The following is a 23,356-nucleotide window of genomic DNA, read 5'->3' as shown; positions in this document are numbered from 1 at the left end:
ATCTTTCATCGATTTATTATTATAAATAGCCATTCCCACAAGTAGCCAAACCATAGACTCGAGTGTGAGTTTTCGTTTTCTCATAGTCACGGTATCGGTAAGGGAATAGGCCTCATTGATTAGCTCTATCGGTAGCAAGTCAGACAAGGTTTCTACATTGCTAGGTTTCCAGTCATTAATTACGTTTAGGGCTTGGGAGACATCCATAAAAAAATCCATGTGCATTAGATACACATGGATTTTGACACCTCTGGAGGATCGGTCAACTGATCATATTTTGCTTAAATGATCGGCATTAAGCCTTATGGCTCGTTTTTTTATGTTTAAACTATGAGTTATTTGAAAATAAATTACTCGGTTTCAAGGGACATCATAAACAGACGAGCATCAAGTTCGAGCTGATGATAGTTGGGTTCCATATGGCAGCAAAGCGCATAGAAGGCTTTGTTGTGCTGTTTTTCTTTCAGGTGAGCCAGTTCGTGGACGATGAGCATTCGTAATAGTGGTTCAGGTGCATTTTTAAATACACTCGCAATACGAATTTCATTCTTAGACTTAACCTTGCTTCCTTGAACTCGATTGACGTAAGAGTGAAGCCCGAGTGCATTATTAATCAGATGAATTTTACTGTCGTAAATGACTTTGCTTAATGGAGAGGCCTTTTTTAGAAAACGGTTCTTTATCGCCATCGTATAGTCAAATAAGGCTTTTTCACTCTTGATGGTGTGATTATCTGGATAGCGCTGCTTAAACCAAGTATTTAGGTTCCCTGACTCTACAAGTTGGGTAATAGGGGTAATTATGTGTTCAGGATAGCCTTGAACATAGCGAAGCAAAGGGTTCATCGTATTCCAATAGAAAGATTAGAAGCCATTCATTTTACCTAATTCTGAATTAAGTAAACATGAAATTATGATTGGCTTGCTAATCTTCTTATTTAAGCATGCTAACTAGAAGCTTTAGAGCTCGCTAATGATTTTAGCTATTTGTTTTTATTGATACTCAACTGAGTGCCCGATTTACAGCGAAATGTGTAGTAGCGGCGGCTTTCATTAAACTTAGATAGCCCTTCACCAGAGCAATAATCAACATTAATATCACGCATGATTTCTAATGTTTTCTCATTACTTAAAGCAAACTTTGAGCCGTCAGCGCAGATAATTCGTACCTTGCCATCGTCACTGACAGAGTAGAGAGAGACTTCTGTATTACACAATTCAAAGGAAGCATCTAAGTAATTGTCTTCTTGTGTATTTTTATCGGCACATCCCCAAAGAAATAGAGCAGACAGTGCGCATAATATCAGTCGCATTTCACGACCTCCTTGATCAGTAAATAGTCCTGTCTATAAGCATAATTGGGATCCCTAAGAAAGCAAAAAAGCACTCAAATGAGTGCTTTTATAATGAATAAGTTTTGAACTGCATCTCGTCTCTTTATGCTGCTATTAGCAATAAAGAGCCCTCGAGTTCAAATGTACTTATTAAGGCTACTTAACTTCTTCGCCTTTGGCTTGCATGTCGGCATGATATGACGAACGTACAAATGGACCACAAGCAGCATGCGTAAAGCCTAACTCAAGAGCAATCTCTTTTAGCTCGTCAAATTCTGCTGGTGGCACATAACGTTCAACCGGTAGATGGTGACGGCTTGGCGCAAGGTATTGGCCTAAAGTTAACATGGTGACGCCGTGAGCTCTAAGATCTTTAAGTACTTCAACGATCTCTTCTTTAGTTTCACCAAGCCCCATCATTACGCCCGATTTAGTCGGAACAGTAGGATGTTGCTGTTTGAACTTTTGCAGTAGCTCTAATGACCATTTGTAGTTAGCACCTGGACGTACACGACGGTAGAGGCGCGGCGCAGTTTCTAAGTTATGGTTAAACACATCTGGTGGGCTAACTTTTAGCTCTTCAAGGGCTTTATCCATACGGCCACGGAAATCAGGAACCAAAGTCTCGATACGAATATTAGGACTTTGTTTACGGATCTCAGCATTACAGTCAGCAAAGTGTTTTGCACCGCCATCGCGAAGATCATCACGATCAACAGAGGTGATAACGACATATTTAAGCTTCATGTCTTTAATGGTTTGTGCCAGCTTTTGAGGCTCGTTAGCTTCTGGTGTTACAGGTCGGCCATGGGCAACATCACAGAAAGGGCAACGACGAGTACAGATAGCACCCAAGATCATAAAGGTTGCCGTACCGTGGTTAAAACATTCTGCAAGGTTTGGACAAGATGCTTCTTCACAAACTGAATTCAGGTTGTTTTTACGCATTGCAGCTTTGATATCTTGAATACGTTGGCTACTAGCAGGAAGTTTGATTTTCATCCACTCAGGCTTACGAAGTACTTCACTGCGTTCAACTGGAACTGATTTAGTTGGGATCAGTGCCATCTTGTCTGCGTCACGGTATTTGACGCCTTTTTCCATTTGGATTGGTTTACTCATCACTTTCTGCCATTTCTGTTACATCGGTATAATTCAGTAAAGTGGTTAATTCCTTTACCAGAATACTTTGAATTTCTGTACGCTGTTCTTTGCTGGTAAAATCAGCGACTTGAGCCATTTCCATGCCAGCATAACCACATGGATTAATGCGAAGGAAAGGGGATAGATCCATATCAATGTTGAGAGCGAGTCCATGAAAGGAACAGCCTCTGCGGATTCGAAGTCCTAGAGAACAGATCTTTTTATTATCGACATAGACACCGGGTGCATCGGGGCGAGCCGCCGAATTGATACCAAGTTTTGCTAGGCTTTGAATCACGATATTTTCGATATCAGTGACCAGTTCTCGAACGCCTAGGTTACGTCGACGTAAATTCAGTAGAAAATACACCACCATCTGACCTGGACCATGATAGGTTACTTGCCCCCCACGATCACTTTTCACCACTGGAATATCACCAGTATGAAGTAGGTGTTCTGCTTTGCCTGCTTGGCCTTGGGTAAATACAGGATTGTGTTCGACAATCCATACCTGATCAGCGGTATGTTCATCACGTTCATTGGTAAATTCATGCATTTTTTCCCATATTGGCTCATAGTCTTGACGGCCAAGATGGATAATTTCTAGCTTGTTTACCAATGGTGATAGAGAAGTTTTCGCTTTTTTCTTTATGTCGCTAGGCAATTCGTCTCTTCCATGAATCATCAACATTGATGTACGCACATTACTAGTAAGTTGATGCTATTTCTACTAGAAAAAGGCGATTTCAATATATTTGTATTATAAAAGGCTATAGCAATATTGAGCATCACTTAAAGATCAATAGCTTATATATTAGCCTTTATTTTACAGGGGTTTATAGTGCTAGGCTTGTAGCAAACTATAGAACGACACGTACAATTTCAATTTCGCCAAGTTCTTTATACAGCGTTTCTACTTGCTCAATCGAAGTGGCAGTAATAGTAACAGAAATCGCATTGTAAGTGCCTTTACCACTTGGTGTAATCTTAGGGCTATAATTCCCTGGAGCATGACGTTGGATGACTTCTAAAACAAGATCTGGAAGCTCTGGTTTTGCATAGCCCATCACTTTGTAACTAAATTGGCACGGGAATTCCAACAGGTCTTTTAGTTTTGGTTGTTCTTGCATGGTTGCGACTCCAAGTGAGGATTAGGGTAAATAAGGGCTATTAAAGGCGCGCATATTACTGTGAATGAATGCAAAACTCAATATGAGGTCATATCGCCTATATTTCAACCTAACGCCCAATAAAAAAGCTACTGATACAGTAGCTTTTTTAATTAGTGTTGAGTTAATGCTTAGAACCAGCTATTAAACAACAATACGATATAGTCGATTAGTCGGCTAAATAGACCGCCTTCATCAACGTTTTCTAGTGAAAGCAGTGGGTATTGAGCAATATCTTTACCATCAACTTGATAGAATACACGGCCAACAACATCACCTTGTTTAATTGGTGCTTTTAGTTCTTTATCTAGAACAAAGCTTGCTTTTAGGTTCTTAGCAACGCCGCGAGGAAGTGTGACATAAGTATCTTCTGCAAGACCTAGTTTTACTGTGTCTTGGCTACCCATCCAGATTTTCTCTTCAGCAAATACTTCACCTTTTTTGTGAGGTGCGACTGTTTCAAAGAAACGGAAACCGTAGTTTAGAAGCTTCTTACTTTCAGCTTTACGAGCGTTAGAGCTGTTAGTACCCATAACTACAGCAACAAGACGCATCTGACCTTCAGTACCAGAAGCAACCAAGTTGTAACCTGCTGTACTGGTGTGGCCAGTTTTAATGCCATCAACGTTCATGCTTTTATCCCAAAGCAAACCGTTACGGTTGTATTGAGTGATGCCGTTGTAAGTAAATTGTTTTTGAGCATACAGTGCGTATTCGTCAGGAACATCACGAATAAGTGCTTGGCCTAGTAGAGCCATATCGTATGGTGTTGAGTACAGACCATCGTTATCTAAACCATGTACGTTAGCAAAGTGTGAGTCAGTCATCTTAAGAGACTTAGCCCATGCGTTCATTAGATCAACAAAGGCATCTTCTGATCCTGCAACGTGCTCTGCCATTGCCACACAAGCATCGTTACCAGATTGAATGATAATGCCGTGGTTTAGCTTATCAACCGTAACGGTAGTACCCACTTCAATGAACATTTTTGAAGAATCAGGAAAGTTTTTTGCCCAAGCATTCTTGCTAACAACAACTTCATCATCTTTTGAAATATTGCCACGCTTTAGCTCTTGGCCAATAACGTAACTGGTCATCATCTTAGTTAAGCTTGCTGGATGAAGCCTAGTGTTCATCTCTTTTTGAGCAAGGACTTTGCCTGAGTTGTAGTCCATTAGCACATAACCCTTGGCAGCGATTTGTGGTGCATCAGGGAGTACATTAGGCGCAGCCTGTGAAGCTGCTGAAAAAGCAATGGAGGCTATAGCACCAGTTACTGCAAGAGATTTAAGTGATTGGGTGATTTTTTTCATCTTTTTCGTGCAATGTCCAAAGTGAAGGCAAAACTGTTTATATAGTAGCAGAGTCAAAAGTCTAAACTAGTGAAACGACTACAATGCTTGCCAAAGTGTGATTTTTAACCAGAGCCTGAATTATTCAGCTTTATATATTTTGATAAAGGCGCTCGGATGTCCGTTTTTTTGTACTTTCTGTAGAATTTCATTAGCCTGTGTCGCACTTGCTATAGGACCAATAAAAATTCTATTTGTTTTGTTGTTTTGTTGTATATAGCTTGCTTGTTTGTATTCGTCACTGAGTTGATCAGAGAGTTTCTTCGACGTTTGAGCATTTCCTAAACTGGCTACCTGAATAGTATAGCTAGGATGAGCGTTTGACGTCTTTTTATTGCTTACGTTAGGTTTGGTCGATATAAACTCAATTTCCACATTGGCTACGCCAGTTTGTATCACACCAAGTTTAGTTGCAGCCGCATAACTTAGGTCGATAATTCGACCTTCATGAAATGGGCCTCTATCGTTGACACGTACAATAGCGGTTTTACCATTATCTAAATTTTTAACTTTAACGTAGCTTGGTATTGGGAGATTTTTATGAGCTGCACTCATAGAGTACATGTCATAAGTTTCGCCGTTTGATGTTAAATGGCCATGGAATTTTTTGCCATACCAAGAGGCTTTGCCCCTTTCTTTAAAACCATCCGGATTATTTATCACAGAATAGGATTTTCCACGCACGGTGTAATCTTTGTTTCCACCTAAACTGTATGGTTCATAGCGAGGAGTGGCGTTTTCTATGTGCTGTAAAGTGATTGGTGAATCAGGTGGTACATCTTGATCTATCGCGTAACGATCTTTATTTGAACCTGAACATCCTACCGTGATGATAAGTGCAATTGCCAAAATTAGTATTTTTAATAGTTGCATTAATTGGCCTTTGAAAGCATTTTTCTATGAGTTTGGATGGACATTAATATGCCGAAGCCTGCCATTAAAGTCACCATTGAAGTGCCACCATAGCTTATTAATGGCAGTGGTACGCCAACAACAGGTAAAATTCCGCTTACCATACCGATATTAACGAAGATATAAACGAAGAAGCTCAATACGATACTGCCCGCCATCATTCGCCCAAATGCTGTTTGAGCTTGGCTTGCCAGATAAAGTCCTCGACCAATAATAAATAAGTAGATACTCAGCAGTATAGTGACGCCGATTAATCCCCATTCTTCTGCGATAACCGCAAAAATAAAATCGGTATGACGTTCAGGAACAAACTCTAATTGTGATTGCGTTCCGTGCAGCCAACCTTTGCCAAATAGACCACCAGAGCCAATGGCTATTTTACTTTGAATGATGTGATAGCCAGCGCCTAACGGATCAGACTCTGGATCAAATAGGGTTCGCACTCGTACTTTTTGATATTCCCGCATCAAGAAAAACCACAATATCGGGACAAATGCTCCGATTGCCATGGCTGCCGAAAAAATGATTTTCCAGCTAATACCGGCTAGGAAAATAACGAAAATCCCTGATGCAGCAATCAAAATTGAAGTACCGAGATCGGGCTGTTTAGCAATTAATATCGTCGGTAAGATAACCAATAACAAAGAGGTAACTAGTACTCTAAAGCTTGGTGGGAGTGGGCGGTTACCAATGTATCGAGCCACCATTAGCGGTACGGCAAGCTTCATTAACTCGGAGGGTTGAAAGCGTATAAAGCCTAAATTGAGCCAGCGCTGCGCCCCTTTTGATGCTTCACCAAAAAAGAGCACGCCTAATAATAGAATTAAACCACCAGTAAAGAGCAGTGGCGCGAGGGTCTCATAGGTTCTTGGCGTAATTTGCGCCATGATGATCATGACACCCAGCGCCAACAGCATGCGCATCATTTGGCGCTCCATCATGACTAGGTTTTGACCGCTGGCACTGTACATGATCACCAGCGCGCATCCCATGAGAACCAAAATACCTAAAATTAAGGGTAGGTCTAAATGAAGGCGCTCGAACATAGAGCGATTCTTGCCTGTTTCAGGATTTAATTTCATTTTTTAGACTCGATATAGTGATAATTTTTATCCAGCAATATGTGGTCAAAAATCTGTCTTACAACAGGAGCGCCATGGGTTGATCCTCCTCCTGCGTTTTCTAATACGATCGTAACGATAACCCTAGGGTCATCATACGGAGCAAAAGCGGTAAATAGGGCGTGATCCCTTAAGTGTTCCGCTATTTCATCGGCATTGTATTTTTGGTCTTCTGCTAAACCAAATACTTGAGCGGTTCCTGATTTACCTGCGCTTTTATATTTTAATCCATAAAAAGAACGACGAGCGGTACCACGTTTACCATGATTGACCAGATACATCCCGTGTTTGGAAATAGTCCAAAATTGCTTTTTAACACCGGTAATCGGTGGGTACAATTCAGGCTGTTTAAATTCCTCAACGATTTTGTTGTCTTCAGTGCGTCGCAGAGTCGAGCGTAAAATTTGAGGCGCCATGACTTTGCCTTCATTAACCAATACTGATGTTGCTTTGGCTATCTGCATTGGTGTGGCAGTCCAATAACCTTGACCGATACCAACCGGAATCGTATCCCCTTGATACCAAGGTGTGTGGTGTCTTGCTCGCTTCCATTCTCGAGTGGGCATATTGGCCTTACTCTCTTCATAGATATCGATGCCGGTATAGTCACCAAAGCCAAATTCTTGCATCCATTTTGAAATACGGTCGATACCTAAGTCATAAGCGACTTGATAAAAGAAGGTATCCACAGATTCTTCGATGGCTTTATTTATGTTGACCTTTCCGTGCCCCCAACGAAGCCAGTCTCTAAATGGACGGGTTTTTGAGTTAGGAATACGCCAATACCCAGGATCGTTACGAGTGGTTGTTGGTGTGATCACTTTTTCTTGGAGTGCGGCAACCGCCATAAAAGGTTTTACGGTTGATGCTGGAGGGTAAATACCTAGCGTTGCACGGTTGACCAATGGACGATTGATATCGTTAAGCAGTGCTCGATAATCTTTACTGGATATGCCATTAACAAATGCATTTGGATCATAGCTAGGGCTTGATACCATCGCTAGAACAGCATCGGTATGAGGCTCTAGGATCACGGCGCTGCCACGGCGTTTGTCGAGAAGGTTAAATAAATAGCTTTGCAGTTCTACGTCGATGTTAAGAACAATATCTTCACCCGGAACAGGCGGCTGATATTGCAATGTACGAATGACACGTCCGCGACTGTTTACCTCAACTTCTTGATAGCCAGGTTTTCCGTGTAAGACATCTTCGTAATAACGTTCAATACCCAGTTTGCCAATGTCATGGGTTGCGCGGTATTGCTGTAATTTTTCTTCACGAGCCAAGCGGCTTAAATCACGATCATTAATTCGTGAAACATAACCAAGCACATGAGTAAGAATCTTGCCGTAAGGGTAGTAGCGTTTTAAGGTCGCATTGACCTCTACACCAGGGAAATCTTGCTGGTGTACCGAGAATATAGCGACTTGTTTTTCGGTAAGCTGATTGAGTAACGGTACCGATTTAAAACGTCGAGTACGTTTGCGCTCACGCTCAAAGTGATGAATCGCGTCATCTGATATTGGAAATAACGCTTTGAGTCGAGTGATGGTCTGATCAATATCCGATATTTTTTCAGGTGTGATCTCGAGAGAGAATACCGGTCTGTTTTCGGCTAAAACAATGCCGTTTCTATCATAGATTAATCCCCGATTAGGGGCGATAGGCACAATTTTAATGCGATTGTCATTGGAGCGGGTTTGATAGTCTTTAAATTGGTTTACTTGTATATGATACAAATTACCAATAAGCACAGCTATCAGTATTAGAATACCGATGAAAGCAACTAAGGCGCGACTACCAAATAGTCGAGCCTCAAATTTATGGTCTCTAAAATGAGAGCGCTTACGCATCATTGTTGATTATTCTCGATGATAAGGGTGGTTCGCGTTAACACTCCAAGCACGGTATAAGCTTTCGGCCATAACGACTCGTACTAATGGATGAGGGAGAGTTAAGGGGGAGAGTGACCAACTCTGTTCTGCTGCTGCTTTACAGGCAGGTGATAGCCCTTCAGGTCCACCAATAAGAATCGACACATCACGAGCATCTAATTTCCAACGCTCAAGCTGCTTTGCTAGCTGGGGTGTATCCCAAGGTTTGCCCGGAATATCTAAAGTGACAATCCGGTTTCCCTTAGGTACAGCGGCGAGCATTGCTTCGCCTTCTTTTTGTAAGATGCGAGCAATATCTGCGTTCTTTCCTCGTTTGCCAGCGGAAATCTCTATGAGTTCAAGTGGCATATCGTTAGGAAAACGACGCTTGTACTCATTAAAGCCTTCTTCTACCCACTTTGGCATTTTAGTGCCAACAGCAACGAGTTGAATTTTCACAGATTAACCCCAAAGTTTTTCAAGTTGATACAGTTCGCGATAGTCAGCTTGCATGACATGAACCATGGTTGAACCCAGATCAACAACAACCCACTCGCCTTCGACTTCACCGTCCATACCTAAAGGTTCAATTCCCACCTTTTTTGCTTCAACAGCAATATGATCCGCGATAGATGATACATGGCGTTTTGATGTACCTGTGCAGATAATCATGTAGTCAGTAACGCTTGATTTACCTTGAACGTCTAGAGTCACTATTTTTTCTGCTTTCATATCGTCAGCTTTATCAGCTAAAAAATCTTTTAATGCCTGAACTTGCAATGTCTATTCCTTAATAATATTAAATGTACGAAAAGTATATCATGCGCAGAGTATTACGCTTTTTGCGGCATACTCATATCGAGTGTTAATTGAGTCAGTGTCGGCCAAACACTGCTGTCATAATCTGTTTTTGCTGTGTATTCAGCCTGAGCTAAAGTGCAAACCATCGAATACAAAGACTGAGGTGTATGACGATTGAGCATCGAAGTATAAAGAGGGCGCTTGTTATTCCACACTCGATACTGGTCAAATACCTGTTGTAAGCTTTGTTGATTCAATGCTTGCTTATAGCTCATTACTGTATTGAGTTCTTTTTGCAATGTACGCAGTAAAATGACGGCTTCAACCCCTTCATTGTGTAATTCACGTAATATGCGTTGGCTTCGCTTTGCTTTACCCTCAAGCATGGCGTCAATCCAGTTAAAAGCGGTAAAGTGATTGTGCCGACTAAGTGCTGATTCTATACGAACTAGCGTCAATACTCCGTCAGGATAGAGTAAACAAAGTTTCTCTAAGCTTTGACTCAAGGCTAAAAGGTTACCTTCATGCCATTGAGCTAGCATCTGCACCGCTTCTGGATCTGGTTTTAAGCCAAGTTGCTGGCAGCGTTGCAGTACAAACTGGGGTAGGCGCTGTGCATCGGGTGTTAAGCAGCTTACCCATAGTCCATTTTCACTCAGAGCCTTAAACCATTTAGCGTTTTCTTGCGCTTTGGTGAGTTTGCTTCCAGAGATAATCAAAATAACGTCAAGGTTGAGAATCTGATGTAAATTGAGCAGCTCTTTAGTGATGGCCTGATTAGTACCTGACTCAGGTAATTCCAGCTGTAGAATCTTTTTATCGGCAAATAGACTCATTGAGTTGCAAGCATCTAATACTTCATTCCAATCGGTTTGCGCCGTTATGGAAAATCGAAATATCTCACTGAACCCTTTGGCTTTAGCGCATTGCTCTATTTGTGCTTTTGATTCTTGGATCAACAGAGCTTCACTACCAAACAGCAAATACACTTGATGCAGTTGTCTTTGTAAAGTACCGGTCAGTTTGTCGGCGAAAATACGCATAATGGCTATCTATTCCGCCACAGCAGAACTGTTCTCTTGAGAGGTGTCATTGTTACTGTCGTCTTGGGCTGCTTGAGCATCAGAGCCAACGGTTGTCGTTTGTTCTGATTCAGCATTTTGCTGCACTGGAGCAGGATCTGATTTCTCATATTCTGCTTCCATGCTTATCTGGTCGTCTTTCTGCTGAGAAGGGTCGGTAATCATGCCATCATCACCCACAATTGGTGCAGGTTCTTGATTACTTTCTTGATTAAGATTGTTACGCAGACGAGCAAGTTGTCGAATGATCTGACGAGAGGCTTGCTTGCGCATTTCGTTTTCAAGCATGTCTTGCTCGACAGACTTAGCGAGCGCCGTTAATGGGTTATCAAGATAGCTTCGGCTTACCTGAGTGGTAAACGTTTTTGAATATAGTTCCGGTACAATCACTCGGTATTTAACCACCAACTTAATTTCTTTTTCTGCCGCGCGACTGTTTTGGTAGAGCGAAAGGGTGCGATCGCTGATGCTTTCTGACATTAGATGTAAGTTGGTGACATTCGCTGCTGGCGTCACAAGGGTAATGGCATTATTTCTTAGCTCAGATTTCACATCTCTGGTTAACTGAGAGAAGTCATCATAACTAGACAGTGACATAGAGTGCACTTCTTCAGGCACTAGATAATTACCACGTAAGTGAAAGCCACATCCACTCAATAGTGATGCGACAAGTAGAGCAATAGCTAGGCGTAAATGAGGAAGGCGTGCAATTTGCATCAACAGAATACTCTCTTAAGGAAGTTCGGCTCTTATCGTGCTTCTCTAGTGCAACTGCACAAAAAAGCAGGATAAAAAACGAAAAGTGAGGGCTACATAAATAGCCCTCAACATTAAGCGTAGATTAGTTTGCTACAATATTCAGTAGCTTACCCGGTACATAAATCACTTTACGTACTGTTTTATCTTCTAAGAACTTAACTACATTGACATCATTTAGGCCAAGTTGTTCAACTTGTTCTTTCGATGCGTCAGCGGCAACAGTCAGCTTAGCGCGAAGTTTGCCGTTAATCATAACCACAACTGTCTTCTCGTCTTCAACGAGCGCCTTCTCGTCAAAGGTTGGCCATGTTGCTGAATCAACGTCTGATTCACCTAATGCAATCCACATTTCGTAAGAGATGTGAGGCGTCATAGGGTAAAGCATACGAACAACGGCTTTGAGTGCTTCGTCAAGAATTGCACGATCTTGTGCTGACTCTTGAGGCGCTTTAGCCAGTTTGTTCATCAACTCCATGATAGCAGCGATTGCGGTGTTGAATGTTTGGCGGCGGCCGATATCATCGGTTACTTTAGCAATGGTCTTATGAACATCACGACGTAACGCTTTTTGATCGCCAGATAGAGCTAAAGTATCAACAGATTCTGCAGCGCCTTTTGATGAGTGAGTATGAACCAGTTTCCAAACACGTTTTAGGAAGCGGTTAGCACCTTCAACGCCAGATTCTTGCCATTCAAGAGTCATCTCAGCAGGAGAGGCAAACATCATAAATAGACGTACTGTATCAGCGCCGTATTTGTCGACCATCTCTTGAGGATCGATACCGTTGTTTTTAGACTTAGACATTTTGATCATGCCTGAGTGCTCAACGTTACGACCTTCTTTGTCGATTGCTTTTTCAATGCGACCTTTACCATCACGCTCTACCGTAACATCAGTCGGTGCAATCCACTCTTTTGCGCCTTTGTCGTTGGTGTGATGGAACGCATCTGCTAATACCATGCCTTGACAAAGAAGTTGCTTGAACGGTTCATCAGAGGTGACATAACCTGCATCACGCAACAATTTATGGAAGAAGCGAGAGTACAATAGGTGCATACAAGCATGCTCGATACCACCTACATATTGATCTACAGGTAACCAGTAGTTGGCTTTTTCTGGATCAAGAATGTCGTCAGCTTGTGGTGAACAGTAACGAGCGTAATACCAAGATGACTCCATAAAGGTGTCAAAAGTATCCGTTTCACGTAGTGCTGGTTCACCATTGAATGTGGTTTTAGCCCACTCTAGATCAGCTTTGATCGGGCTAGTTATGCCGTTCATAACCACATCTTCAGGAAGAATAACCGGAAGTTGATCTGCTGGTACTGGATGAACTTCACCGTCTTCTGTCGTTACCATTGGAATTGGAGCGCCCCAATAACGTTGACGAGATACACCCCAGTCACGTAGACGGAAGTTGACGGTTTTCTTACCTTTACCTTCAGATTCTAGTTTTGCAGCGATAGCATCAAATGCTTCTTGGAATGCAAGACCATCAAATTCACCAGAATTAAACAGTACGCCTTTTTCTGTATAGGCTGCTTCTGAAACGTCTAGCTCAGTACCATCTTCAGGTTTAATTACTGGGATGATGTCGATGCCGTATTTATTGGCAAATTCGTAGTCACGTTGATCGTGAGCAGGAACGGCCATTACCGCACCTGTACCGTAATCCATAAGAACGAAGTTAGCTACGAAGATAGGAACAACACGACCGTTAAGAGGGTGGATAGCCGTTAGGCCTGTATCCATACCTTTCTTTTCCATCGTCGCAAGTTCTGCTTCAGCAACTTTAGTGTTACGACACTCTTCAACAAATGCAGCCAGCTCAGGGTTGTTGTTAGAGGCAAGCTCTGCAAGAGGGTGACCTGCCGCGATACCCACGTAAGAAACACCCATTAGAGTATCAGGACGTGTGGTATAAACTTCTAGAGGTGCTTCTTGACCATTAACAGCGAATGATAGTTCAACACCTTCTGAGCGACCAATCCAGTTACGCTGCATGGTTTTCACCATTTCAGGCCAACCGTCTAGGTTGTCTAGATCGTCTAGTAATTCTTGAGCGTAGTCAGTGATTTTAATGAACCACTGTGGAATTTTTTTCTGTATTACTGGGCTGTCACAACGCCAGCAACAGCCATTCTCAACTTGCTCGTTGGCTAGAACTGTTTTGTCATTTGGACACCAGTTAACAGAAGAAGTCTTCTTGTAAACTAAGCCTTGCTCATAAAGCTTAGTGAAGAACTCTTGTTCCCAGCGGTAGTATTCTGGAGTACAGGTTGCGAATTCACGATTCCAGTCATAACCAAAGCCTAACAGCTTAAGTTGGTTTTTCATGTACTCAATGTTTTCATAAGTCCATGGCGCTGGTGCTGTGTTGTTCTTAGTCGCAGCGTTTTCTGCAGGCAGACCAAAAGCATCCCAACCGATTGGTTGCATCACGTTTTTGCCTTGTAGGCGTTGGAAACGAGATACTACATCACCAATGGTGTAGTTACGCACATGTCCCATGTGTAGACGACCACTTGGGTACGGGAACATTGAAAGACAGTAGAATTTTTCTTTGTTTGGATCTTCACTTACAACAAAGGTTTCACTGCTATCCCAGTGCTTTTGAACTTTTTGTTCAATATCTTGCGGGTTGTATTGTTCTTGCATCGACGCTATCCGTTTTCTAGGAAACCATGAGACTGATTAAAACAGTTCATAAGAGATCCGCTTAGAATACCTAATGCAGCTAAAAGCAACAACCACAAAGCTAGCTTTAAACGAGGATAATTGCTTTTAAGTCTTGATATCCGTTTTTTTGTCGACATTTTTCTTTAACTAACGGATCACAAGCTGTCGATGACAAACTGATATGCATCCAGGTAAGCCTTAGGCTATATGTTCATGCTGCTATTGATTTTACTAATCATAAGTGCCTAGAATAGATGTAATCAAATAGCATCTTTAACGATTTAAACTCGAAAACGATGCAACATACAGCGAGGAGTTGTTATGGCAAAGCGTCAATTAGGGTATGAAAAATTACTGTCAAATGTTGTTCAAACGCTAAAAAATAGCCCAGATGAAATTAATCATGTTATTAGCAATTCAGAGAAAGTCGTTGAAGCTGCTAATGATATGACAAAAGATGAACTGGCCTTGATTTCGGCTTATGTGAAATCTGATCTGCAAGAATTTGCGAGCAGTTTTGAAGAGAGTAAGTCTGGCCCATTTTATCTAATGATTACGAATACTGTTTGGCAATCATTATTGGATATCACCGATAAAACCAAAGTTGAATGGGTTGAGTTTTTTCAAGACTTGGATCATCAAGGTGTCTATAAAGTCGGTGAATTGATCGGACTTGGTACGCTAGTGTGTGAGAAGTGTGGTCATAAAACACAATATAACCATCCAACAGAAATCATCTCTTGTGCTAAGTGTGGCCATGATGAATTTACTCGTCAGGCGCTTAATCCATAGCTTTAGAGACTATAGCTATAGATACTGTAGTTTTAGAGTCGATAGCTTAAGAATCAATAGTCTTAAAATCGATAGACTCTGAACCTGAGAGTCCACAAATTCGGTAAGTATAATAAGTTGCAGTGAGAGGCGGTACTCCCACTGCATTTCTACTTAGTAATATGAACTATTCTATACAATAGATTCGCTATCTTTGTTTTTTCTTCGGTCTCGAAGTGAAAGCAAGATGACGATCATCATAATGACAGCGACCAAGATCTTTAGAGGTAATCCACCAAATTGAACATAAGGTGTTTTGCCGTTCGTTGGTACTACCGTTGTTTTAAGTACGTCTTCTTTGAATTGCGGAAGCTCAGCTGTAATCTTACCTTGGTAATCGGTGACTGCCGTCACGCCGTTATTCGTCGCGCGAATGACCGGCATTCCAAATTCTAGCGCTCTCATTCGGGCAATAGCCATGTGCTGTAGTGGCCCATTTGAATGACCAAACCAAGCATCGTTTGATAACGTCAAAATATAGTCAGTGTCGTCAGTGACATTGTCTCTAAGTTGCTGACCAAAAATAATTTCATAACACAGTGCTACCACCATGTGCATACCATTCGCGACCACGTTATCTTGGATGTAATCTCCGCGATTGAAAGATGACATAGGAAGATTAAAAAAGGGCGCTAGTGGTCGCAGTAAGTCTTCAAATGGCACAAATTCACCAAAAGGTAATAGGTGATGTTTGTAGTATCGTGGTTGAGTTTCATAGTGGTACTCCCCAGATGGCGTCACGCCAACAGAGGTAACACTATTGTAATAGGTGGTGTGGTTTTGCTGAGTGAGTACACCCGTGATAACGGCTGAGTTATTTTGTCGCGCAGCTTTATCTAGATTAATCATGAAGGAGTTAACCTCTCCCTCAAAAGCCGGTATTGCCGCTTCTGGCCAAATAATAATATCGGCATCCCAATTTTCGCGGGTATGATCCATATACATCATTAAGGTCGGCCAGCGATGGCTAGGTAGCCATTTGGTTTCTTGCTGAACATTGCCTTGAATTAGAGCTACGGTTTGCTTGCGGCTATTATCGGGAGTAACCCAAGTGAGGTAGTGAGTGAGTCCAGATACACAAAATAGTGCAACAGGAATCCAAAGCTGTTTCCATTGCTGACGTAAAATGATGAAAGCGATGGCGCTTGCGATCGAAACAACCAACATACTAATGAAATCAACGCCGGCAATAGGTGCAAGCCCCGCCAGTGGTGAGTCTATTTGTGTGTAGCCTAATAATAACCAAGGGAATCCAGTGAATACCCAACCGCGAAGCCATTCACTGATGAGCCATAGAGCAGGGGTCACCAATAAAGCACCAAACCAACTGTTGTGGGCTTTTAAGCGGCTGAATAACGCTGCAAAAAGAGCGGTATAAATAGCAAGATAGCCTACCAAAAGTGTCATCAGTAAAATGCTGGCAATTTTGGGCATGCCGCCGAAGGTATCAATACTGACATGAACCCAGCTTATACCCGTAGCAAATAGCCCCAAGCCCCAAGCATAGCCAATAACCGCCGCTGAGCGACATGTTTGTCCATTGAGTAATAAAAGAAGTAATAGGGGACTGACAAAGGCCATTGGCCATATATCGTATGGTGCAAAGGAAAGTGTGGTGCTAGCGCCAACAAAAGCGGCCGCAAGCGGCCGCATTAGGCGATGAGTCATCAAGGATTTCATCTAAGTACTGAGTCTATTTCCAAAGGGGTTACTATTCATCCGAGAGTGAACGGATTATTCATGACTCTCTTTATCAGACTCTTTGTCTGGGACGGTAACCTGAAGTTGAATGATGCGGCGGTTATCTGCCGCGGTAACTTTAAAGATATAATCTTTAATTTCGACAATTTCGCCTCGACTAGGTAGATGACCGAATTGGGTCATAATTAGACCGCCTACAGTATCTACCTCTTCATCGCTAAAGCGCGTATGAAAGGTCTCGTTAAATTCTTCGATGGTGGCCAGCGCTTTGACAGCAAAAGTATGTTTACTTAGCTGGCGAATTTCTAGCTCTTCTTCATCGTCAAATTCATCCTCAATTTCACCTACGATCTCTTCAAGGATATCTTCGATTGTGACCAAGCCTGATACACCACCAAATTCGTCTACGACAATCGCCATGTGATAGCGCTCTTCGCGGAACTCTTTAAGAAGGCGATCAACACGTTTGCTCTCAGGAACAACAACGGCAGGGCGGATAACTTGCTCAATATCAAAAGGTGCACTTTTAGAGCCAAGGTACTTAAGTAAGTCTTTAGCTAATAAAATACCTTCAACGTGGTCTTTGTCTTCACTGATCACCGGATAACGGGAGTGCTGTGCATCCGTGATAAGGTTAATGAGCTCATCAAGGTTGTCAGTGCGTTCAACCGTCACCATTTGCGAGCGAGGGATCATGATGTCACGAACTCTTTGCTCTGCAATTTCCATAACACCTTCAAGCATATCTCGGGTGTCATGATCGATTAGGTCGTTTTCTTCCGAATCTCGGATGACATCGACTAATTCTTGACGGTCTTTAGGATCAACTTGAAAAAGTTGGACTAGACGTTCGAAGAAGGATTTCCTACTCGGACCTTCTGATTTTTCCTTTGAACCCTCTTTAGAGGGCGAATTGTCTTCGCTGTTCATTGCTTCTCAACGGTTGGCGCTATCAGATGTGTAATAGCTCACTGCAGTTTTTATGAAAACTACTCTTTTTCTGCTAGATAAGGATCTTCAAATCCTAATCCTTGCATTATGTCTGCTTCTAGAGATTCCATCTCTTCGGCTTCATCATCTTGGATATGATCATAACCCAATAAATGTAAGCAGCCGTGAACCACCATATGAGCCCAGTGAGACTTTAATGGTGTTTGTTGTTCGATGGCTTCATCTTCAACCACCTGCTTACAAATGACAAGATCCCCAAGTAAATTTATTTCAACTTCGGGCGGTGCCTCAAATGGGAAAGATAATACGTTCGTTGGCTTATCTTTTCCGCGGTAATCGTGGTTTAGCTGGTGGCTCTCTTCTGAATCAACAATGCGAATCGTCAGTTCAGAATCTGGCTGAAATTGAGTCAGAGTAAAATCGAGCCAAGACTGAAACTCTTGTTCTGATGGAAGTTGACTGTCATCTTCGACAGCAAATTGTAAATCCAGATAGATGGCCATTATTTATTTACCGATGGTGATTGTTGCTGAGTATGAACGGCAGCTTGTGCAACCAGCTCCGCTTCTCTTTGTTCACGTTCTTGGCGTCGTCGTTGCTCGATAGCTTTCTTCTCTCGCTGATCTTGTACTTCCCATTTTTCATAGGCATTAACGATACGTGCTACCACAGGGTGACGAACTACGTCATCGGCAATAAAGAAGTTAAAGCTGATATCATCCACATCGGATAAAACTTCAATAGCATGACGTAGCCCTGATTTAGCGCCACGCGGCAAATCAATCTGCGTCACATCGCCCGTAATTACTGCTCGTGAGTTAAAGCCAATACGTGTTAAGAACATTTTCATTTGTTCAATGGTCGTGTTTTGGCTCTCATCAAGAATAATGAAGGCATCATTGAGTGTACGGCCGCGCATGTAAGCAAGAGGCGCCACTTCGATGACATTACGCTCAATCAGCTTTTCTACTCGCTCAAATCCAAGCATTTCAAATAAAGCATCATAAAGAGGGCGCAAGTAAGGGTCGACTTTTTGACTTAGGTCACCAGGAAGAAATCCCAGTTTTTCCCCAGCTTCGACAGCCGGTCTAGTTAACAAGATACGGCGAATTTCTTGACGCTCTAATGCATCAACAGCGGCGGCAACGGCAAGGTAGGTTTTACCCGTACCGGCAGGGCCTACGCCAAAGGTAATGTCATGGGTAACCATGTTCATTAGATATTGCGCTTGGTTAGGCGTGCGAGGCTTAATTACCCCTTTCTTAGTCTTAATTGAGACTTCTTTACCCGGAGAAAATTCAGCCTCAGCGATTTGTTCTAAGACGCCACTTTCTTTCACTTCTAAGTGAATTTGTTCTGGCTCAATATCTGGGATATTGCCACGAACAGGGGCGGTTTGAACATAGAGTCTTTTAAGAATATCGAATGCAGCTGTGGCTGTATGAGGCTTACCGACAATAGAGAATTGGTTGCCACGGTAGTTTATTTCGACGCCAAGACGACGCTCAAGATGTTTGATGTTGTCATCAAAAGGGCCACAAAGGCTAGAAAGACGGTGATTGTTTGCAGGTTCTAGATCGATGTCTAGGGTAACAATTTTATTGCTCAATGGTGCCTCGCATATGCTGAACTGAAAGAGCCTATCGACTCTTTCAGTATAGCTGGGTACTGGGTTCAACCTCAATAAATCTCTGTTTACTGCTCAGCAGCTTAAATGAGTTTTTATTGAGAGTTGTACTCTAAGGTGTAAAAGTCGCTACACCTAATTCATCTTCCTTGCGTGTTTTTGTCATCATCTCAGTTGGAGAGACAGCAATACGAAGGTCCATTTCTGATTCTGTGCGAACAAGCTCACCACGTAAAGAGTTGGTGAACACGTCTGTGATTTTCACATCAACAAATTGGCCAATTAACTCAGCGCTGCCTTCAAAGTTCACAACACGGTTGTTTTCTGTACGAGCACGTAGTTCCATCAAATTCTTCTTCGACGGTCCTTCTACTAATACACGTTGTGTTGTGCCTAGCATCTGGCGAGAGAAGCGCATTGCTTGGCCGTTCACGGTTTGTTGCAGCTCCCATAAGCGATCTTTTTTCTCTTGCTCTGGAACATCACAAGGGTAGTCAGCAGCTGGAGTACCTGGACGAGGTGAGAATATGAAACTAAAGCTCATATCAAAATCTACATCGCGAATCAGTTTCATCGTATCTTGGAAGTCTTTGTCAGACTCACCAGGGAAGCCAACAATAAAGTCAGAACTGATTTGAATATCAGGACGTGCTTTACGCAGCTTACGAATAATCGATTTGTACTCAATTGCAGTATGTGGACGCTTCATCATGGTTAGAATGCGATCTGAGCCACTTTGTACTGGCAAGTGTAAGAAGCTGACAAGCTCCGGAGTATCTTCATAAACGGCGATAATATCGTCGGTAAACTCTAACGGATGGCTTGTTGTGAAGCGAATACGATCAATGCCATCGATGCTCGCGACTAAGCGCAGCAAGTTTGCAAATGAACAGATATCACCATCGTAAGTTGCGCCGCGGTAAGCATTAACATTTTGACCTAGTAGATTGACTTCACGGACACCTTGCTCTGCAAGCTGGGCGATTTCAAAAAGTACGTCATCCATAGGACGGCTAACTTCTTCACCGCGAGTGTAAGGTACTACGCAGTAAGTACAGTATTTTGAACAACCTTCCATAATTGAAACAAAGGCCGTTGCGCCATCAGCGCGAGGCTCAGGAAGATTATCGAATTTCTCAATCTCAGGGAAAGAAATATCCATTACTGGCGCATCGTTGCTTTGAGATTGCTTAATCATCTGTGGAAGACGATGTAATGTTTGCGGGCCAAAGATAACATCAACGTAAGGTGCGCGTTTACGGATGTGGTCACCTTCTTGAGTCGCAACACAACCACCAACACCAATTACTACGTGTGGGCGAGTATCTTTTAAGGTTTTCCAGCGACCTAGTTGGTGGAAAACTTTTTCTTGCGCTTTTTCACGAATAGAGCAGGTGTTTAATAGTAATACATCCGCTTCTTTAGGATCTTCTGTTAGCTCAAATCCATTAGCGGCATTTAGCAGATCAGCCATTTTTGATGAATCGTATTCGTTCATCTGGCAACCCCAGGTTTTGATCAGAAGTTTCTTACTCATTGCATTCATACTCGTGTTAATTAATCACTTTTCAACTGGCTAGATTGCTCAGTATTTCGCCACGTATCGCGGTGGCAAGCCGCGTATTGTACTGACTAAATGAGGCTGTGACTAGCTTTCAAGCTTAAATTCCATTCATTGTGGGGTAAGGCGTTGTTTGTACTAAGCCGCTTTTTAATGGAAAGGGCTTACAAGGGAGTGTAGCGGTGTTTTGTTGCAAGCTAATTAAATGGAATTGATTTATTGGTAAGTAAACTAAGTGATGATGCAGGAATTTGCCAAGAGTTTTCAGTACAATTGAGGGTAACGCATAGGCGAACGTGGTGAAAGGATAGAAGATGACACAAACGCATGTAGATGTAGCAGTGGTAGGCGGTGGCATGGTCGGGGCCGCGGTTGCTCTTGGTTTGGCAAAGCAAGGTAAGCAAGTGGCTATTATTGAGGGGTATCAGCCACGAGCTTATGATCCATCGCAGGCTCATGATATTCGGATTTCTGCTATCTCTAAAACCTCAATTGATCTTTTACAGCGCCTTGGCGCTTGGCCTCACATTCAAAGCAAGCGTGTTTATCCTTACACCGGTTTGGAAACATGGGAGTTAGATAATTGCCATACCAAGTTTGACGCTGCTTCTTTAGATTTGCCTTTATTGGGTTATATGGTCGAAAACCGAATCTTACAATTGGGCATATGGCAGGCAATTGAGCCATTATCCAACGTGACATTTTATTGTCCTGATTCCTTGGTCAGTATAAAAGATCATAATCAAGGAAAGCTGATTGAATTATCTTCTGGAAAAACCATTACTGCCAATTTAGTGGTTGGAGCCGATGGTGCTAATTCGCAGGTTAGACAGAGTGCGGGTATTGGCGTTACCGCGTGGGATTATCGACAAGATTGTATGCTGATTAATGTCGAAACGGACTGCGAAGATATTGATGTTACTTGGCAGCGTTTTAGCGCAAGTGGTCCTAGATCTTACTTACCTATTGGAGAAGGCTTTGCTTGTTTAGTTTGGTATGACTCTCCTTCGCGGATTAAGCAGTTAAGTCAATTAAGTCCTGCAGAGCTAAAAAATGAGATTGAAGCTTTCTTTCCATCTCGAGTAGGTAAGGTAACGGTAAACGACTTTGCTTCGTTTCCTCTTAAACGTCGTCACGCTCAGCATTATTGCAAAGAAGGTATTGTATTGGTGGGAGATTCAGCGCATACCATCAATCCTTTGGCCGGGCAGGGTGTCAACTTAGGATTTAAAGATGTATCGGCATTATTAGAAGTATTAGTTGATGGTGATTATTCTTTAGAGAACTTGCTGCAGTATCAAAAGGCGAGAAAGACCGATAATTTAATGATGCAAACCGCAATGGACGCTTTTTATCTTGGTTTTAGCAATGATATTGCACCAATTAAGATGCTGAGAAATATTGGTTTGAAATTGGCTGATCGCGCTGGACCACTGAAACATCAAGCATTGAGATATGCTTTAGGACTATAGTTCGAAGATGTTTACAAAGGGTACAAAAGTACCCTTTATTTTACTTTTCTAAAGGCAATAAAAAACCCATCTAAAAAGATGGGTTTTTTGAATGATGGTGCGGACGGAGAGACTTGAACTCTCACACCTTGCGGCGCCAGAACCTAAATCTGGTGCGTCTACCAATTCCGCCACGTCCGCGTTGCTAATTTAATCTCTTAGCAAGAGTGTAGTTAAAGAGACGATTGGTGAATCTCAATAACGTTGTCTGTTCATGATAAATGAACATCCACTTAAAAGTGGCTGGGCTACTTAGAGCCGAATCAGGGTAAGAACGTGGCATCAAATGCTTTGTCTTATCCTTTTGTAAAATGGCTGGGCTACCTGGATTCGAACCAGGGAATGCTGGCATCAAAAGCCAGTGCCTTACCGCTTGGCGATAGCCCAACAGAAAAAGTTCTAAGAACTCTATCTTTAAATATGGTGCGGACGGAGAGACTTGAACTCTCACACCTTGCGGCGCCAGAACCTAAATCTGGTGCGTCTACCAATTCCGCCACGTCCGCATTGCTAATTTAATCTCTTAGCAAGAGCATAGTCACAGTCGACGATTGGAGAATCAACTGGACGTTGTAATGTGGCTAGGCTACTTAGAGCCGAACCAGGGTAAGAACGTGGCATCAAGTGCTTTGTCTTATCCTTTTGTAATGATGGCTGGGCTACCTGGATTCGAACCAGGGAATGCTGGCATCAAAAGCCAGTGCCTTACCGCTTGGCGATAGCCCAACAGTGATATCATTTAAGATATMTAAATAATGGTGCGGTCGGAGAGACTTGAACTCTCACACCTTGCGGCGCCAGAACCTAAATCTGGTGCGTCTACCAATTCCGCCACGACCGCAGCAAAGCTTTTACTCTAGCGAAGAGTATAGTTAAGAAGACTCATGGTTCGTCTAAATAACATTGTAAGTGGTGGCTACTGCGGGATTTGAACCTGCGACCCCATCA

Annotated in this window: 22 protein-coding genes and 5 tRNA genes; 2 read left to right on the top strand and 25 right to left on the bottom strand. The window is 42.5% G+C overall.

Features of this window, described 5'->3' with window-relative positions; all coding sequences use genetic code 11:
* From A9260_RS10225 to leuS, 15 genes are all read right to left on the bottom strand, one after another.
* Positions 1-207 (bottom strand): transposase domain-containing protein (locus A9260_RS10225; RefSeq protein WP_197485221.1); only part of this gene is annotated, 207 nt, incomplete at its 3' end.
* 143 nt (positions 208-350) lie between these two features.
* The gene (locus A9260_RS10220; protein ID WP_068698661.1) at positions 351-845 is read right to left on the bottom strand and encodes a M48 metallopeptidase family protein; all 495 of its coding nucleotides are present in this window, start codon (positions 843-845) and stop codon (positions 351-353) included.
* A gap of 137 nt (positions 846-982) precedes the next feature.
* Positions 983-1,312 (bottom strand): hypothetical protein, encoded by a 330-nt coding sequence (locus A9260_RS10215; RefSeq protein WP_068698659.1) that lies wholly within the window; start codon positions 1,310-1,312, stop codon positions 983-985.
* A 177-nt stretch (positions 1,313-1,489) separates the two neighbouring features.
* On the bottom strand, positions 1,490-2,455 hold the full coding sequence (gene lipA / locus A9260_RS10210; RefSeq protein ID WP_068698657.1) for a lipoyl synthase: 966 nt from the start codon (positions 2,453-2,455) through the stop codon (positions 1,490-1,492).
* The gene (lipB, locus tag A9260_RS10205; protein WP_068698665.1) at positions 2,448-3,095 is read right to left on the bottom strand and encodes a lipoyl(octanoyl) transferase LipB; all 648 of its coding nucleotides are present in this window, start codon (positions 3,093-3,095) and stop codon (positions 2,448-2,450) included. Before lipB ends, lipA begins: the two co-directional genes overlap by 8 nt.
* Positions 3,096-3,336: 241 nt before the next feature.
* On the bottom strand, positions 3,337-3,606 hold the full coding sequence (ybeD, locus tag A9260_RS10200) for a DUF493 family protein YbeD (protein WP_068698655.1): 270 nt from the start codon (positions 3,604-3,606) through the stop codon (positions 3,337-3,339).
* Positions 3,607-3,776: 170 nt separating this feature from the next.
* Complete coding sequence (locus tag A9260_RS10195) at positions 3,777-4,958, bottom strand: serine hydrolase (RefSeq protein WP_068698653.1); 1,182 nt, start codon at positions 4,956-4,958, stop codon at positions 3,777-3,779.
* 120 nt (positions 4,959-5,078) lie between these two features.
* The gene (locus A9260_RS10190; RefSeq protein ID WP_068698651.1) at positions 5,079-5,870 is read right to left on the bottom strand and encodes a septal ring lytic transglycosylase RlpA family protein; all 792 of its coding nucleotides are present in this window, start codon (positions 5,868-5,870) and stop codon (positions 5,079-5,081) included.
* Positions 5,870-6,991, bottom strand: a complete 1,122-nt coding sequence (gene rodA, locus A9260_RS10185) for a rod shape-determining protein RodA (protein WP_068698649.1) — start codon at positions 6,989-6,991, stop codon at positions 5,870-5,872. Before rodA ends, A9260_RS10190 begins: the two co-directional genes overlap by 1 nt.
* Positions 6,988-8,886 (bottom strand): penicillin-binding protein 2, encoded by a 1,899-nt coding sequence (mrdA, locus tag A9260_RS10180; RefSeq protein ID WP_068698647.1) that lies wholly within the window; start codon positions 8,884-8,886, stop codon positions 6,988-6,990. Before mrdA ends, rodA begins: the two co-directional genes overlap by 4 nt.
* A gap of 6 nt (positions 8,887-8,892) precedes the next feature.
* Positions 8,893-9,363, bottom strand: coding sequence for a 23S rRNA (pseudouridine(1915)-N(3))-methyltransferase RlmH (gene rlmH, locus A9260_RS10175; RefSeq protein WP_068698645.1), 471 nt, complete (start codon positions 9,361-9,363; stop codon positions 8,893-8,895).
* A gap of 3 nt (positions 9,364-9,366) precedes the next feature.
* Positions 9,367-9,684, bottom strand: a complete 318-nt coding sequence (gene rsfS, locus A9260_RS10170) for a ribosome silencing factor (RefSeq protein WP_068698643.1) — start codon at positions 9,682-9,684, stop codon at positions 9,367-9,369.
* 53 nt (positions 9,685-9,737) lie between these two features.
* Positions 9,738-10,748 (bottom strand): DNA polymerase III subunit delta, encoded by a 1,011-nt coding sequence (gene holA / locus A9260_RS10165; RefSeq protein WP_068698641.1) that lies wholly within the window; start codon positions 10,746-10,748, stop codon positions 9,738-9,740.
* Between the two features lie 9 nt (positions 10,749-10,757).
* Positions 10,758-11,504, bottom strand: a complete 747-nt coding sequence (locus A9260_RS10160; protein WP_068698639.1) for an LPS-assembly lipoprotein LptE — start codon at positions 11,502-11,504, stop codon at positions 10,758-10,760.
* Positions 11,505-11,628: 124 nt separating this feature from the next.
* Complete coding sequence (gene leuS, locus A9260_RS10155; protein WP_068698637.1) at positions 11,629-14,205, bottom strand: leucine--tRNA ligase; 2,577 nt, start codon at positions 14,203-14,205, stop codon at positions 11,629-11,631.
* A 342-nt stretch (positions 14,206-14,547) separates the two neighbouring features.
* On the opposite strand from leuS, the gene A9260_RS10150 reads away from it, so the two are divergent.
* The gene (locus A9260_RS10150; RefSeq protein WP_068698635.1) at positions 14,548-15,018 is read left to right on the top strand and encodes a zinc ribbon-containing protein; all 471 of its coding nucleotides are present in this window, start codon (positions 14,548-14,550) and stop codon (positions 15,016-15,018) included.
* Between the two features lie 171 nt (positions 15,019-15,189).
* Here the strand turns inward: A9260_RS10150 and lnt are convergent, their stop codons facing one another.
* The 5 genes from lnt to miaB form a co-directional block, all read right to left on the bottom strand.
* Positions 15,190-16,737, bottom strand: a complete 1,548-nt coding sequence (gene lnt, locus A9260_RS10145; protein ID WP_068698633.1) for an apolipoprotein N-acyltransferase — start codon at positions 16,735-16,737, stop codon at positions 15,190-15,192.
* A 54-nt stretch (positions 16,738-16,791) separates the two neighbouring features.
* Positions 16,792-17,688: a CNNM family magnesium/cobalt transport protein CorC gene (gene corC, locus A9260_RS10140; protein ID WP_068698631.1), complete on the bottom strand. Its 897-nt coding sequence runs from the start codon at positions 17,686-17,688 to the stop codon at positions 16,792-16,794.
* Positions 17,689-17,747: 59 nt separating this feature from the next.
* On the bottom strand, positions 17,748-18,212 hold the full coding sequence (gene ybeY / locus A9260_RS10135; RefSeq protein WP_068698629.1) for an rRNA maturation RNase YbeY: 465 nt from the start codon (positions 18,210-18,212) through the stop codon (positions 17,748-17,750).
* A complete protein-coding gene (locus tag A9260_RS10130; RefSeq protein ID WP_068698626.1) occupies positions 18,212-19,318 on the bottom strand; it encodes a PhoH family protein in 1,107 nt (368 codons plus the stop codon). The genes ybeY and A9260_RS10130 overlap by 1 nt, the downstream gene beginning before the upstream one ends.
* Positions 19,319-19,448: 130 nt before the next feature.
* On the bottom strand, positions 19,449-20,873 hold the full coding sequence (gene miaB, locus A9260_RS10125; RefSeq protein ID WP_068698663.1) for a tRNA (N6-isopentenyl adenosine(37)-C2)-methylthiotransferase MiaB: 1,425 nt from the start codon (positions 20,871-20,873) through the stop codon (positions 19,449-19,451).
* A 338-nt stretch (positions 20,874-21,211) separates the two neighbouring features.
* On the opposite strand from miaB, the gene A9260_RS10120 reads away from it, so the two are divergent.
* Entirely contained in the window at positions 21,212-22,369 is a 1,158-nt protein-coding gene (locus A9260_RS10120; protein WP_068698624.1) for an FAD-dependent oxidoreductase, read from the top strand.
* Between the two features lie 95 nt (positions 22,370-22,464).
* Here A9260_RS10120 and A9260_RS10115 read toward each other — a convergent pair.
* The 5 genes from A9260_RS10115 to A9260_RS10095 all read right to left on the bottom strand — a co-directional run bounded on the left by A9260_RS10115 (position 22,465) and on the right by A9260_RS10095 (position 23,249).
* Positions 22,465-22,549 (bottom strand) — tRNA-Leu (locus tag A9260_RS10115).
* Between the two features lie 171 nt (positions 22,550-22,720).
* Positions 22,721-22,795 (bottom strand) — tRNA-Gln (locus A9260_RS10110).
* A gap of 34 nt (positions 22,796-22,829) precedes the next feature.
* Positions 22,830-22,914: transfer RNA gene (locus tag A9260_RS10105), tRNA-Leu, on the bottom strand.
* Between the two features lie 145 nt (positions 22,915-23,059).
* Positions 23,060-23,134, bottom strand: a tRNA-Gln gene (locus tag A9260_RS10100).
* 30 nt (positions 23,135-23,164) lie between these two features.
* Positions 23,165-23,249: transfer RNA gene (locus A9260_RS10095), tRNA-Leu, on the bottom strand.
* Positions 23,250-23,356 lie beyond the last annotated feature (107 nt).

The organism is Vibrio sp. UCD-FRSSP16_30 (genome assembly GCF_001676025.1).
Taxonomy (GTDB): Bacteria; Pseudomonadota; Gammaproteobacteria; order Enterobacterales; family Vibrionaceae; genus Vibrio.
This window is presented reverse-complemented; position numbering and strand designations above follow the sequence as displayed.